General features: G+C 44.0%; 9 protein-coding genes. 1 reads left to right on the forward strand and 8 read right to left on the reverse strand.

What is annotated here, in order from left to right; genetic code table 11:
• Window positions 1-176: 176 nt before the first annotated feature.
• The 6 genes from EAH55_RS03010 to EAH55_RS03035 form a co-directional block, all read right to left on the reverse strand.
• The gene (locus EAH55_RS03010; protein ID WP_121808424.1) at window positions 177-1,115 is read right to left on the reverse strand and encodes an FAD:protein FMN transferase; all 939 of its coding nucleotides are present in this window, start codon (window positions 1,113-1,115) and stop codon (window positions 177-179) included.
• 355 nt (window positions 1,116-1,470) lie between these two features.
• Complete coding sequence (locus tag EAH55_RS03015; RefSeq protein ID WP_121808425.1) at window positions 1,471-3,378, reverse strand: beta-N-acetylhexosaminidase; 1,908 nt, start codon at window positions 3,376-3,378, stop codon at window positions 1,471-1,473.
• Between the two features lie 284 nt (window positions 3,379-3,662).
• Entirely contained in the window at window positions 3,663-4,790 is a 1,128-nt protein-coding gene (locus EAH55_RS03020; protein WP_121808426.1) for an acyltransferase family protein, read from the reverse strand.
• Window positions 4,791-4,906: 116 nt separating this feature from the next.
• Complete coding sequence (locus EAH55_RS03025; protein WP_121808427.1) at window positions 4,907-6,691, reverse strand: RagB/SusD family nutrient uptake outer membrane protein; 1,785 nt, start codon at window positions 6,689-6,691, stop codon at window positions 4,907-4,909.
• A gap of 23 nt (window positions 6,692-6,714) precedes the next feature.
• Complete coding sequence (locus tag EAH55_RS03030; RefSeq protein ID WP_162996733.1) at window positions 6,715-10,185, reverse strand: TonB-dependent receptor; 3,471 nt, start codon at window positions 10,183-10,185, stop codon at window positions 6,715-6,717.
• Window positions 10,186-10,405: 220 nt separating this feature from the next.
• On the reverse strand, window positions 10,406-11,470 hold the full coding sequence (locus EAH55_RS03035; RefSeq protein WP_121808429.1) for a FecR family protein: 1,065 nt from the start codon (window positions 11,468-11,470) through the stop codon (window positions 10,406-10,408).
• Window positions 11,471-11,711: 241 nt separating this feature from the next.
• Between EAH55_RS03035 and EAH55_RS03040 the strand changes: the two genes are divergently transcribed.
• On the forward strand, window positions 11,712-12,272 hold the full coding sequence (locus EAH55_RS03040) for an RNA polymerase sigma-70 factor (RefSeq protein WP_121808430.1): 561 nt from the start codon (window positions 11,712-11,714) through the stop codon (window positions 12,270-12,272).
• Window positions 12,273-12,504: 232 nt separating this feature from the next.
• Here EAH55_RS03040 and EAH55_RS03045 read toward each other — a convergent pair whose 3' ends face one another.
• Both EAH55_RS03045 and EAH55_RS03050 read right to left on the reverse strand, forming a co-directional pair.
• Window positions 12,505-14,661, reverse strand: coding sequence for a c-type cytochrome domain-containing protein (locus tag EAH55_RS03045; protein ID WP_121808431.1), 2,157 nt, complete (start codon window positions 14,659-14,661; stop codon window positions 12,505-12,507).
• Window positions 14,662-14,684: 23 nt separating this feature from the next.
• Complete coding sequence (locus EAH55_RS03050) at window positions 14,685-15,710, reverse strand: NHL repeat-containing protein (protein WP_121808432.1); 1,026 nt, start codon at window positions 15,708-15,710, stop codon at window positions 14,685-14,687.
• Between the last annotated feature and the right edge of the window lie 150 nt (window positions 15,711-15,860).

The following is a 15,860-nucleotide window of genomic DNA, read 5'->3' on the forward strand; positions in this document are numbered from 1 at the left end:
GAAAAGGTAAAAATAAGGCTCAAATAACGGTCAAATTAAATGTTTACACCAAAATGAGAAAGGTACAATAATAACAATTCAATTGCAGGGGCACTTGTAAAAATGCCGATGCAATTGAATAATACGGTTCACAAATTATGATGAAAGGTTTATGAATTAACTTTAATTGCTAAAAATTAAAGAACTATATCTTTTGACGGATAAACCCTGTTTTGATCATCAATAATAACACAGGCAACCTGGTTAAGCTGATTGATCATGTACAGGCCCGCGTTAACACCAATGGAGAGTATTGGGGTTGCCAAAGCGTCAGCAAATTCGGCAGTAGGGCTTAAAATGCTTACGCTGGTGATGCCACTAACCGGAAAACCTTTTTTAGGGTTAAATACGCTGGTGAATTTTTTTGTGCTGATACTTGCATATTTTTCGGCATTCACCGAGGTGGCAAAAGCAAGATTACTGATCTCCAGATCGGCGAATGGTTGGTTTTGTTGAGTGCTATCAGCATCGGCCACAGTCCATGGTTGCAGGTTGGGTTGTAAGCCCCATGCAAGCAGGTCGCCGCCAAAGTTAATTACGCCGCTGCTTACGCCATTCATTTGCAATACATATTTGGCCCTATCGGCGGCGTATCCTTTACCGTTGGCGCCAAAGCCTATACGCATTCCTTTTTCTTTCAAAAACACAGTTTGATTTACGGCATCAAGCGCTATGTTTTTATAGCTGGCAAGGGTCAGTATACGTTTAGCTGTTTTTACCGAAGCTGATTCTGCAGCGTCGTCGTTAACCGAGTTATCAGCCAGGTAGGTGATATCAAAAGCGCCGTAAGTAAGTTCTGATATTTGTAATGCCCGGTCAATAAGCCTGAAGGTTTCGCCGTCGGCTTTTACCGGGGCAATACCTGCATTACGGTTTATCTGGTTGATGCTGCTGTCATCGCTAAAAGCCGAAAGCAGTTTTTCAACCCTGTTAATCTCATCAATGGCAATGTCAATTTGCTCATCGGCCAGTAATGGGTTGTTACCCACCACACTAATCTCAAATTTATCGCCCATTAAACGTACTTCACGTTTGTAGACTGTTAAATTATCGGTTAAAGTTTTTATAGCCAGCATAAAATTAGTTTTAAGTATCTAAAAATGAACACACAATGTATTGTAATTACCTTACGCAGAGTAAATCAATTACGCTACATCACTCCTTTACAAAAACTAAAGTAGCGGCGCTTTATGAAATTGAGATGAAAAAGCTTTTTTGATTAACGTAATTGACTGATTTTTACATTTTTTAACACTTTGATGATAAAAAAGATAGAAGTGCACAGCGGCTTCGGCGGGAGGGTGGTGACTCGTAATTATAAAACTGCGGAGGGAATATCTTTAAGGCTATTGAAGTATCTCCTCTAAATTATGGGAAATAAAAAGCCCTCCGAAATTTAATCCGGAGGGCTTTGGTTAACTAATAATTATCTTATTTCTTGATCCTGCTTTTAAGCTCGGCTAATGGCATGGTAACCATACGGCCGATTGGTTTTTTACCGCGATAGGTGATCACCCTTAACGTAGTAGCATCTTTAGGGGCATCTATAGGCGCTGTGTATTTCGGGTAAAACCTGTCGGGGAACGAGTTATCAAAGCTGTAATACGTGTCCAGTCCGCTTACCTCATTAGTCAGGGTGATTTTTAGGGTGCTGTCCGCGTTTAACGTAGCATCAAATGCTGGATCGTATACGCTTGGCGCTATCTTAGTCTCGGCTTCGTCAAAGCGAGGAAAGTGTTTCTCTACCCTGCTAAAAAATCCGTCCCAGTTTTTAGTGCCCTTTGGCGACCATACATCCTCAGCAATGGCCATACCACGTGGCCAAGTCATATATTCGGCCTGGCGAATGTTATATACCTGCTCTGTCCATAAGTTAGCCTGTCCACCTTTAATCAGGTGCGCATCAACACTATCAGGAACCGGCTCCCATGAGTAAGTTTTGTTTAAACGGAGCGAAGCATAGATCTTGGTTTCATTCACACGGTCGCTCTGCATGTAGTCAAGATAAGCGAATGTTGTAGGGCTCATGACAACCTCGTGACCAGCTTTGGCCGCGGTAATACCACCTTTAATGCCTCTCCAACTCATTACCGCCGCGTTAGGCCCCAAGCCGCCTTCAATGATCTCATCCCAACCCATAAATTTTTTGCCTTTTGATTCAACAATTTTTTCCAACCGTTTTTCGAAATAGGCCTGTACTTCGCTCATGGTTTTCAGGTTTTCTTTAGCCATTAGCCCCTTTATGGCATCGCTTTGCTCCCAGAAATTCTTAGCGCACTCATCGCCGCCTAAATGGATATAGCCAAATGGGAACAGTTGGGCAACTTCGGTAATTACTTTATCCATGAAGGTATAAACAGCTTCGTTAGCCGGGCAAAGGGTATTATCAACAATAGCGCGGTTATGCGGCCCACTCCAATCCATGAAAGGCTCGCCTGAGTTCACTACATATTTATCGGCACCGGGCGTGCATGAAAGTTCGGGATAAGCTACCACCGCGGCAAGGCTATGGCCCGGCACATCAATTTCGGGTAGGATGTTTACAAACCTGTCTTTGGCGTATTGTACCAGTTCTTTGATATCTTCCTGGGTATAAAAACCGCCGTAAGTGCGTGGCTCATCAGCGGTTGGTGGCGTAAATGTACCAAACTGACCTACTTTTTTAACATTGTGCGATCCCACCTCGGTTAATCTTGGCAGGCTTTTGATCTCCACACGCCAGCCTTCATCATCGGTTAAGTGTAAATGCAGCAGGTTAAATTTATATTTAACCATAGCGTCGATGTATTGCTTAACTTCGGCTTTGGTGAAAAAGTGGCGTGATACGTCAAACATCAAACCTCTCCATCCAAACCTTGGGTAATCGGTAATTTCAACCGCAGGAGCTGTCCACTTTACACCTTTGGCTACTTCCTGTCCCTCAACTTCCTTAGGCAGCAACTGGAAAAATGTTTGTACACCGTAAAATAGCCCGGCAGCATCATTAGCGCGGATCACTACTTTTTTAGGTGTTACTGATAGTTTATAACCTTCAGTTTTAATGAGAGTATCAGCTGTTTTATTTAAAACCAACCTGATTGGTGCCGTTGGCGCGGTGCTTTTTACAGTGACGAATACGCCTGTAGCAGTAGATAGTTTGCGTTTAAGATAGGCAGTAACATTGGCTACATCGGCAGATGAACTTGCCTCCACAACAACGGTTTTTGGCAATACAAATTCGCCGGTTGTTTGGGTTACTTTTACCGGCTGCGGGATAAGCGCGAGAGCAGGCTTGGTTGTTTGGGCTACAGAGAGCAGGTGCGCCATACAGCCGCAAAGCAATAAGGATAATTTCTTCATAAAGAATTGTTATTTAATTGGATGTACGCAAATTAAACTTTTTAAATAATATTAAGAAGTAATTTCTAAACCATGATTTTTATGATTTAAAGATGAGCAGGATATTGTCTGAACCTGAATTTTAAGGGATTGTTGGAATTTTTTGAATTTGTAGGGCATTTGGGTAATTACTTAATTCTTTAAAATTCGGATTCAGACAAAAACACCAGCATGCGGCCGTGAGGACACGGCCGCTGGAGGATAAAAAAATCCGAAATCGAATATTCGAAATTAGACATTCCGAATTACACCCTGATATAAATATTCCGCTTGTCAAGTATATAAGCAACCAGCCAACAGATTAGCATAAAGCTGATGGCAAACAGCAATGAGCCTATTGGCCCGGGCGCTATGGCCTGGTAAAAAGCCGTGTTTACCCAGTCTACGGCATTTGTGCCGCCTATAATGATCATGCTTACCGGGATCAGCAATATTTCGGAAAGCACATAAATTGGCAGCGGATTTTTACCCATGGTGGTGAAAAAGCGGGCCCAGTTTCCTTTGTTCCAGTTGTTGATTTCCAGGATATAGATCAGCGCCGACAGAATCACAAGATCGAGCCCGGTAGTAACCAGTACGAATGAGCTTGTCCACAGTTTTTTGTTGATTGGGAAAACCATATTCCAGCATAAGGCCAAAAAGATGAACAAACAACCGGTTAAAAGGAGTTTGGTTGTGGTATCATAGCCCTTTCCTTTTTGCTGAATGAATTTACCAGCATAATAACCAACCACAACGTTAACAATAGCAGGTAAAGTGCTCAATACGCCTTCCGGATCAAACGGAATGCCTTCGCCATGATATAAATGATCCGGGCCGAATAAAAATTTGTCGAGATAGATACCTGCATTGCCTGTCATGCTCAGCGGATCGGTCGGGTTGCCGTACACCAACATGACGATCCAATAGATCACCAAAAACAGTCCCGATAAAATAAAAACCGTTTGTTTAGAAAGGAAATGGATCATGAGGGAGGCAAAGCAGTAACACAACGCGATGCGTTGTAAAACGCCCATGATGCGGGTATGTGCAATAGGTTTTAAATGAAAGCCTCCGTTTGTTGAAAAGAAAGGGAACCAATACATCAGGTAACCTATTAAAAATATAAGCAGCGTACGCCTGAAGATCTTGCTTAGCACTGCCGCATTACCCATTTCCTGGTAACGTTTCATTGAAAAGCTCATGGCATTGCCTACGGCGAATAGAAACGAAGGGAATACAAGATCGGTTGGGGTGAAGCCGTGCCAGGCGGCATGTTCAAGCGGCGAAAAAGGGGCTGCCCCACTGCCGGGCGTATTTACAATGATCATGAAGCATAAAGTCATGCCACGAAACACATCCAGCGATAAAAACCGCGATGATGATTTGTCCATAAATGGGTTTAAAAAAGTTTATAATCAGCTTTCCAGAAGCAGGGGTGTTAAGGCAAGATAATAAACTTACCGGGAAACATATAGCCCGGTAAGTTTATTTATAGCGAGGTATTTAATTAATGATAGCCCGGGTTTTGTTTCAGCACCGGCGACCCGCCTTTTACGCTAAGGTCAATTTCCTTTTGTGGTATAGGGTAATATTCGTTTTTACCTTTCAGGAATTTGCCGCCTTTAACATCGTTGGTGATAGTGCTTTGATAGCTGATATAAGCGTTTAACTCGGTATCGGCAATGCCCCAGCGTACCAGGTCAAAAAAGCGGTGGCCTTCCATTGCCAGCTCAATTTTACGCTCAAAGTATATTGCCTTTAACGCGAAATCCTTACTGGCGAAAGCTCCTCCCGGATATGGGCTTACTTTATAGTTAGCAGCAGGCTCATCAGTAAAGCCGCCGGTTGGATTTCCGTCATCTGCATATTTGTGTACAAAGCCTTCCGGATTTGCGGCGCGGTTACGTACCATGTTTACATAGCTTTCGGCTTTATCCAGGCTACCAACCTGCACCTCAACTTCGGCAGCCATCAGCAGTACATCGGCATAACGGATAAGATTGTAGTTAATACCCGAGCCTGGGGCCCATGAAGTATTATCGCCATTGGTTTCCTGCTCGGCCTGGCCATAAACGTTTTTAAGCGGCGAGTACGGGCCGCCGTAATCCTGGTCGCGGATCCAGTCGGCACCCGGGTGTAAGCCCCAGTCAAGGTATGGAATGCCACGGCGGCCGGCAGTCCAGTCTAAGCGCGGATCGATGGTGCCGTCATCAGGGGTAAAATCTTTTGACGACGATACGTTCATATCAGTTTTGATGGCATGGCTGTTATAATCATCAAGATAAGGCAAACCAGTTGTTGGGTTAGTACGGAAGTGGTTGGCCAAATCAACAGATGGCTGATAGAAACCGCAGCAACTGAACGGGCTGCTGTTGCCATAAGGGAAGTTCAGCATATCGCCATTATTAGCTTGTGATGGTCCGTTAGGATCGGCATTGGCAGCAGCCTGCACCGCAAATACAGATTCGGCGCTGTTGTTGGTAGCTGTGCGGAAGTTATCATTAAACTTGGCGTTAAGGGCATATTTTTGCCCTTTTGCAGTTACCCCCTGAGCTATAACCGCGTCAAAAATTGGCTTGGCATCGGTGTACTTGTGTTCAAAAAGATATGTTTTTGCTAAGTATGCGCCTGCTGCCCATTTGTTGGCACGGCCAGCATCTGGCTGTGTAGTTGGCAGGTTAGCATAGGCAAATTTAAAATCATCCTCAATCTTGGCCCAGATATCAACACCCGAGTTTGGCTGGTTGATATCGGTAGTGGTTTCATCCAGATAAGGCACATTGTTGAACATCTTTTTCAGATCGAAATAATAATGCGCTCTTAAAAACCGGGTTTGTGCAAGCAGGTTGGTTTTATTGGCATCAGATATTTTTGGAACGCTCATGATTGATTTGATGGTGTTGTTACACCGCGAAACACCTTCATAATCAGCACGCCATTTACTATCAAAAAAGCCGTTGCTGCCATCTGAGTTATATTTCATGATAGGCTCAATTGGTGTTTGGTCGCCGGCCACACTACCTTTAGATGCATCACCACCTGCCACGCCGCCATAGATCCAGTTATCCGGTGCTGCTTCCCATGCGCCACCGCCGCCAACAGCAGCGTCACCGCCTTGCTGTCCGTCAAGAACAGCGTATGCTCCTATCAGTAGCTCATTGGCGCCAGCCTCTGTTTGTAAAAACTGCGGCTCAAGCGCGCCCGTAAGCGGCTTCTCTAAATATGATTTTTTACATGCGCTAAGTGCCAAGGCCCCCAGCAGTATCGTTGTAATATGTTTTAATGCTTTCATCGTAATCCTTCTTGAATAATCTGTTATAATGAAAAGTTAACACCGAATAAAAATGTACGGGCGCTGCCGTAACTGCCTTCATCAATACCAAAAGTGCTGGTAGAGCCACCAAGTTCAGGGTCAACGCCCTTGTATCCGGTAATGGTAAACAAGTTGGTTGCCGAAGCATAGATCCTCAGTTTTTGTACGCCTATTTTCTTAAGGCTGTTCAGGTTAAATGAATAGCCAATCTGCGCGTTACGCATACGTACGTAAGTGCCGTTTTCAACAAAATATGAGTTTGGTGTTGAGCCACTGCTGGTAGAGGCATCAAGCTCCTGGATAGGCGCTTTAGCATTATGGTTGGTTGGTGTCCACGAATCATACAGCGCGGTATGGCTTTTAGCTGTTTCAAACGATGAGTAAAAGTCCGTCCAGTATTTTACGCTGTTCCAGATCTTGTTTCCAAACGAACCATAAAGGAACACACTTGCATCAAAGTTTTTGTAGTTAACACTCAGGTTTAAGCCTGCGGTAACCTTAGGGTTGGGGTTACCGATAAAAGTACGGTCGGCATCAGTGATGAGCCCGTCGCCATTAACATCTTTGTATTTAAAACGACCAACTTTAACATCTGATTGATAGACGTCATCAGGGTTGCCGGTAATTTTTTGTGCCGATGCGTTAGCCGCGTCTATTTCGGCTTGTGAATTCCAGAAGCCATCTATCTGGTAACCATAAAACTCGCCTAATGAGTGGCCAACCTGGTTACGGCTAATAAAGTTGTCAAACCTGCCTAAGTGGCTACCATAAAAATAATCGGCACCGGTTGATACGGTTTTAATTTTGTTGCTGTAAGTGGTGAATGTACCGGTAGTAGTAAAGCTAAGGTCGCTGCTGGCTTTGAAGTTGCCGGTTACAGATATATCCAAACCATCGGTTTTCATTTTGCCCACGTTTATGAACGGTACCGCTCCATTACCCGCCGTTCCCAACTGAGGCGCGTTAAATAACAGGTCGCGGATATCTTTACGATAATAGTCGGCGGTAATGGAAAGCTTTCCGGCAAATAATGTGGCATCAAAACCAAAGTTGGTATTGATATCTTTTTCCCATTTGGCGTTAGGATTAGCTATCTGGGCCTGGAAGAAACCAGGAACAATATCCGGTCCGCCGTTTATTGGGTAGTAAGATTGGCCAATAGCTGTGTTAAATGTAGTGAAGGCATTTTCCGGGTTGATATTGATTTGGTTACCCATAATACCCCAGCCGCCCCTGATCTTCAAATCGGTGATCCATTGGGTATTTTTCAGGAAGCTTTCCTGCGAGATACGCCAGCCAGCACTAAGCGCCGGAAAATAACCGTATTTGTTGCTTTCAGAAAATTCAGAAGCGCCATCCCGGCGGATTGTTGCATTGAACAGGTACTTATCATCATAAGCGTAATCAAGGCGAGCAAACTCAGAGAAAAGCGAATGAGAGCTTTTGTTGCTGTAATTGCTGCCCGGTGTACCGGTTGACAGGTTCACGTAGTTGGGGTCAAACGAGAAATAGTTTTTACTGTTTGCCCCAAGGCTGGAGTTGTAGTAAGAAACAGCTTCGGTACCTACCAACGCTTTGAGACTATGTTTGCCAAATTCGCGCTGGTAAGTCAGCGTATTTGTCCACAGGTAATTGTAGTTGCTGTACGAATCTTCGCTGTAGCTGTTAGTTAACGAGTTTTCAACGTTTTCATAAGTTGGGTACGAAAAATAATGATCGTGCCCGTTAGCGATGTCGCCACCAAAGCTTGTACGTAAAGTAAGGCCCTTGATGATATCTGCTTCGGCAAAAACGTTTCCTAAGATCCTGTAGTCGATAGCACCGTTAACAGCGCTGCGGTTTTGTATAGCAACCGGGTTATTGGCATCGCCCAGGCCAGAACCGTAACTGCCCGCATAGTTGCCTTTTATATCGTAAACCGGAATAATAGGTTGCTCACGAATGGCCATGGTGATAACACCGTCAGGATCGTTGGTGCTTACCTTAGGGTTTTTGGTGATGGTATAAGCCAGGTTTTCACCAACGCGGATATGCTTTGTTAAATTGAAGGTTGTATTTGAACGCAGGCTGTAGCGTTTTTGATAGGTATCTATCAAAGTACCCTGCTGGTTAAAATAATTTAAAGAGAATAAATAGCTGGCCTGATCTGTGCTGCCACTGATAGAAAGGTTATGACTTGTGATAGGCGCATTTTTAAAAAGGGCATGATACCAGTCGGTACCGGCTTTATTGGCTTTGGTGATGCGGTAAAAGCTGTTATAGTCGTTAGGTGATGTATAATTTGGGTTCACATAATACAATTTCGGGTCAACAGACGGATCGCCTTCTTTTGCACCTGCCGGCGTAATGTAATCAGGCAGTGTATAAGTTGAACCGGTTCCGTCGGGATTGTACTGATCATCCTGGAAATCGGTGATGCCTGAGTTTTTCTGAGCGGTCATTTTCAGGGTAGCCATATCTTTCGGACTCAAAATATCCCAAACATTGCCGCCTTTAGGTTTTTGCGTACCATAGTAAGCATCATACTGGATATTTACTTTGCCTTTACCTTTTTTGGTAGTGATGATGATAACACCATTGGCAGCCCTTGAACCATAAATTGAAGCGGAGCTGGCATCTTTTAACACCTGGAACGATTCAACATCATTAGGGTTAACGGTGCTCACGTCGGTTGTTTCTACACCATCAACAATATATAGTGGTGTGTTAATGCCGAAGGTGTTGAAACCACGAATGTGGATCTGCGGCTCTTCGCCGGGCTGGCCCGAACCGGTTACGGTAACACCCGATGCCTGGCCCTGTAACTGGTTAATAACTGATGATGAAGCCTGTTTATTAAGGTCTTTAACGTTAACTACAGCAACGGCGCCGGTAAGGTCCTTCTTTTTCTGAGTGGTATAACCAACCACAACCACCTCGTTCAGTGCTTTTGACTCTTCAAGCAAGGTTATGTTGATGGTGGCTTGTCCATTTACCGGTACGGCTTGTGCAGTGAAACCCAAAAAACCGAACTCAAGCGTGCCTTTTCCGTCGGGCATGGTAAGGGTATATTTACCATTTACATCGGTAACTGTGCCCAGATTACTGCCCCTGAGTTTTACGCTTACGCCCGGTAAGGGTTGCCCGTTAATGTCTTTAACCACACCTGTTACTGTTAAGGTCACAATCGGTTTGTCGTCGGCCGGTTTTATGATAATGATATCATCAACCACCTGGAAAGTTAAAGGCTGTTTTTGCAGCACCTTCTGCATTACGGTTTCAATAGGCGCATCCTGCACGTCCACATTTATTTTCTTGTCAACGTCAACCTGGTCAAGCCTGTAAAAAACAGTGTATTTACTGCTTTTTTCAATCTGCTTAAACATTTGCTTAACAGAAATATTGTTTACACTAAAGTTGTAAACGTTTTGTGAATAAGCGGCAGCGTGTATTTGCATAATGCCCGTTAAGAGCAGAACGGTTACCAGCTTCATAATTTTGATCGTTTTTTGCCACGGGCCGGCGGCCAGAGCGGACTTTCTGTAAAAATTAATCATAAATTTGTTTGTTAATCAGTTAATACGATGCTTCCCCAAGCGTAGGGTATTAGCTTTGATTGCTTTAGGCCCGGGCGTGTTGGTAGCACATCCGGGTTTTTTATGTAAAAGAGAATGTTAGTTTTTGATCATAGTTTGCTTTTTTGTTTTAGTTAGGTTAATCATTATTGTTGTTTCGTGTAATGTTTACTGTATTGCCGTTTATTGAATAATTGATGGCGGTATTAGCTTTTATAATGGCCAGCACCTTTTCAATACTCGGGATGTTTTTAAAGCTGCCCGAATAGCGGATGTTGCTTAATTCGGCATCGGTCATGTTTATGGTTACATTGTACCTTCGCTCAAGCACTTTAGCTATGTCGCTGAGGGTAGTGCCGTCAAATACCAGCAGGTTTTCTTTCCAGCCGTCGTAACGGTCAAGCTTTGCCGAATCAATTTCCGATACCTGGATCTCGTTAAGGTTTTTGGTATCAGGCGCTGTGTAGCTGTAGCTTTCTTTTTTAGGGTGATAGTAGATCCTGAGCACCTGCCTCGATTTCACATAAATACGGCTCATTTCGTGCACGTTGTTATCAACATTGCCCTCAACAGATACCTCCCCCTTTACTACGGTAGTTTCAAAAAACGGATCGGTGGCATAAGCCTTAAGGTTAAATTTAGTGCCGATGTCCCGTATGGTATAGTTTTTTGTGTTGACAATAAATGGGACCGTCTTTTTGCCCGGTGCGATATCAAAAAAGGCCTCTCCTTCAAGGTAAACGGTGCGGGTTGTTTTGCCAAAATCGGCAGTGTAGTTAAGCTTGCTGCCCGCGTTAAGCCAAACCTGTGTGCCATCGCTCAAAACAATTTTTTTAATGGCGCCAGGATTGGCGGCTATCTGCCTTACACTCTCCACATTTTTTGAATACCTGGTATATAAGGTAGCAGTAACAGCCGTTAGCAACGCAATTGCCGCAGCCGCTTTACCCCAGGTTATGAGCCTTGCATAGCGTGATGGTTGCTTCGGCTCTATATCTGCTGAAAGCTTATTAAAGGCATTGTCTTTATTTACAACCGCGGGTTGCAGGTAAAGCATGTTGTGCCAGGTTTCGTACAGTTGTGCAAAATACTGTTCGTTTTCGGGGTGCGCACTTATCCATTGTTTAACCTGCTCAAGCTCCTGTGCGGTAGCTTCGCCGGTTATATATTTTACCAACAGTAGTTTTACTTCTTCGTTATCCATTTGTAATATTATCGTTAAGACAATCGAAAAAACAGATACCCTCAAAGCCGCAGGAAATATTTTTCAATTTTATTCGGCAAGAGGCCTAAATACACCCCTCATATTACGCGTAGCAGTTTTTTTACAGAATGTTCGGGGTTACCTTTTTATTATTTCCATATTAAATTTGATACGGAACTAAAAATTTTGTAACTTGTTAAAGTTTTTTAAAAAGTATTCGGATTAATTAAAGGCAGGATTAATGATCCAGGAAAACAAACTACCTATAACCTCATTTACTCAGGGTGACGCCAAAGCGTTTGAAACCCTGTTCAGGCTATACTATACCCGGTTAACTTTGTTCTCCAACCGCTTCGTAAACGATTTAACCGTAGCCGAAGAAATTACGGCCGACGTGTTTACCCACCTGTGGGAGCGCGGACATGAGGTTGCTTTTTGCGCGTCTGTAAGTTCCTACCTTTTTAAAATGGTGCAAAACCGGAGTCTTAATTACCTCAAACGCCAAAAAATAGAAAACCTTTACGTTAACTATCTGGAAAAAAACAACCTGTTTGATGAGTTGCGCAATACACTTGAAAACGGGCTTGAAGAAAAGGAACTCGCCTTACAAATAGAGGCTGCCATAGCCACCCTACCCGAAAAATGCCGCGAAATTTTTGTGCTAAGCCGTTTTAGTGATATGAAGTACAGGGAGATTGCCGTGCAGTTAAATATATCCCCCAAAACCGTTGAACGCCAGATGAGCATTGCCCTTGAAAAATTGCGCCAGGTGCTGAAGCATGTGAGCTACATGTTTTTTTGAGGAAGGATTGGAGTAACTTTCGTACCCGTCATTGCGAGGCACGAAGCAATCGCGAACTTTACAGAGAGAATTGCATAGCCGATTTAACTTGCGCTCGTTTTTAACGAGTGCTTAATGTGGTTTGGCGTTTGTAACGCCATTCTCAACGCTTACGTTACAAACGTAAGCCCAAGTTAAGCCCTCATCGTAGATGAGCGCAAGTTGTCAGTGATTTGCATGATAGCTATTCGCATCAATTCAAAAACACCTCATCCAAAAACACCCAGCCCGGTTTGCCTTTAGCCGGATGCCAATCAGGTACAATTTTAAGCGGCTGTGCAACCAATTTTATACAAGATACTTGTTGGGTCGACTTTAGCTTACACTCCAGCGGGATAAGCGCAAACGGATCAGTTTTGGCAGGCGTTCGGGTTTTGAGGGTGCTGAGCAATTTTAAGTGATTTTGATCTGCCCCAGCCCAAACCTCAACTGCTGCAGGTAAAAAGATTTGCGAACCTATATTACGCATTACATTAAGACTAACTGACTGCAGATCGATAGGTTTATTGAACCACATCATAACGGCCAGATCCTTTTGTGAGGCAACCCATTTGCTGTTACCGAAATTACCGCCGCCTAATTCTTTATCAATAATTGTTTTGGCACCATCGCCTTTATATTTATTGTCCGGATATTGGATAAAGCTGATGCTATCAGGCGTGTAAGCACATTTGTAAACATTAAACTGTACCGTATCACTACCTAACCAGCCGGCTTTAAATGCCCTGGCTCTGATCACCGTGCTTTGGGTAAATACAACGCCCGGTTTAAAGGAAGTTGCTTTGATGCTATCGGGTGCAGAGCCATCAGTAGTATAACGGATATCGGCCCCTTTTATAGGGTTACTCAATTGTAAAGCATAACTCTGTTTAAATATAACCGAAGCGTTTTTTAACTGCGGACTGGTAAGCTTCATTACTTTACCATCATCCTTAAAGCCCGTCAGTAAGCTGAGTTTCGGGTTTTGTTTTTGAAGCGATTGCAGATCGACCGGGTTTAAGCCGCTATCCCAAACAGCAAGCTCATTAAGGCTTTTTATGGCGATGAGTTGTTTTACCTCGGCTGCAGTAAGCTTAACGCCTGCCAACGAAATACTTTTGAGGTATTTTAAACCGGATAGTTCTTTTAACCCCTTCCCGGTAACATCACTGAAGTTGAGATTTAGCCTGCGCAGATTTTCAAACTTGGAGATCGTTTTTAGATCGGCATCTTTTACAGGCATCTTATTCAGGTCAAGCGAAACTACCTGCTTTTTAACCGGGCTTAATTCGTCAAGCACTTTAACATTGTAGGTGCTTTTATTGTAGATATTAACCGCCAGTGCCGGTGATTCATTGGCCAACGGATACACCGCGCGGTAATTATTATTGAGCTTTTGGATGTCTTTTTCACTGGCAGCCGAGAAATCATATTCTTCTTCGGTACTTTCAGCGGGTTTTAAGCGGATAGCGGCTATCATGCGTAGTGAATCATTAGCCGGCAGGTCAATCACTTTTTTGCTGAAACCGGCTTTGCTTTTTATCCACAGGTAAAGCAGCATTTTTTCATCGTCGGTAAGCTGGGTTTTACCGGTTGGCGGCATGTGTTTCTTTTCGGTCTCGGGCAGGTGTACACGTTGCAGCAAGAGGCTCATGGCCGGGTCGCCGGCTATAAATAGCTTGCCATTTTTACCGCCCTTCATAATGGCCGCCGAATCGGTAAGCATTAAACCGCCTTTCATTTTATCGGGATTATGGCAGCTTTGACATTTTACCTCAAATATGGGGCGAATGACATCGTTATATACCAGCGCCTGATCAATGGGCACAGCATTTTTGCTGTTATCCATCACCGGTCCCAAAACAAAATCCTGCCCGTGCGTAAGGTTGCCGCCAAGGTGCCCGGCAACAATTAAACAAAAAACAGTTATTACCGCCCCGGCTTTAGCCAGCCTCACGGTATACTTTGAAGTATGGCGGATAAGGTATACCCCATAACCGGCAAAAGCCACACTTACGCCAAACCATTTATGCCATTGTAAGGTATCACCTTCATACCCCGGCTCCCTCGAGAGGAACAGGCCCATGATTACTGTTATTGACGACAACAGCGCACCTAAAAGCAGCAGGTAGCTTGTAAAAGTTTGGTACAGTTTTTCATTAATAAACTCTTCCCGGTAACGGAAAAACTCCATCACCATAGCCAGCATCAGTATCACTATCGGGAAATGCAGGATAAGCGGGTGCATGCGGCCAACCGGTTGCAGCCAGCGCGGCACAACCAGGCTGTCGCCTGCTATGAGTAGTACTATAACGAAAATATTGAGGGCAAACAATGCCCCCTCTGCAATACCTTTATGGCTGCTTTTCATATACGCCGGACTGTATCAGTTAATTAAACCCTTGTGAATTTATAAGGGTACACCTTGCCCGATGCCCATTGCGCCACATACAAGTTCTCATCATTGTCCACACATACATCATGGGGGTTCAGGAAAATCTTTTCGGCCTGGGCCATAGGTTGCAACACACCGTCAGTATACACCGGCTCGGTACCACCAAGGTTTGACACTACTTTATTGTTCTTATCTAATATGGTGGTGAAGCCGGTGTTTTCCTTGCTCAGGTCTGGTGAACGAAGTACGGCTGCATACAAATGGTCTCCCTTAATCACCGGGCGACAAACGCATGCTCCTGGCAGCTTAATCACTTCCTGCAGTTTGCCATCCATGCTGAAGCGTTTAAAACAGTTGCGGGTACGGTCGGTAATCAGTAAAGTCGGGGTATCATAGCGCCTGTCAATCACAATGCCATGGGCATTGTCCAGGTGTTCGTCGCCCTCGCCTTTACCGCCGAAGAAACCTTTCAGCTTACCATCTTTATCGTAATGCGTAACGTATTGCGCACCGTAACCATCGGCAATAAAAATATCGCCATTGCTATCGATCGTGGTTTCGGTAGGAACAAATTCTTCGGCCTTTTTATAAACGCCGGTTTCAAGTGGTACATCAATGGTCATTAAAATACGGCCATCAAGTGTGGTTTTATAAACCTGGTGTTTTACGGTATCGGTTATAAACAATACTTCGGTGCCGTTTTCATTAAACAGGGTTAGGCCATGCGCGCCGGGAAAATCGTGTCCCCAGGTAGTCAATAATTTGCCCGACTTATTGTAGATAAGCACGTTGTTCTTGGTTTCGTTGGTAAGCAGTAAAATACGGCCTTTTGAATCCTGCACCATTTCGTGGCAATCATTCACCGGGTTTTTCTGCGAATCGGCCTTGCTCCAGTTTTTATCCATGCGGTAGCGCATATTGCCATGACCGTAAATTGGCCCATTATCTTTTGCTAACATGTCCTTAGCTATAAAAAAGCCTGCTGATAAAACTGAAGTGTGCTTAATAAATTCTCTTCTTTCCATGTTGTTTGGGATTTCACCGATTGGTTATGATTTCACCGATTAATTTATTTGATTGTTTATGTTATTAGCTGCCGCGGGGCACAGCCCCGCGGTTCGCATGGTTTCAGCTTTCAGCTGAATTTGTGTAAGCTGAAAGCTTACTTTATGGTT

The sequence above is a fragment of the Mucilaginibacter kameinonensis genome (genome assembly GCF_003675385.1).
Classification (GTDB): Bacteria; Bacteroidota; Bacteroidia; order Sphingobacteriales; family Sphingobacteriaceae; genus Mucilaginibacter; species Mucilaginibacter kameinonensis.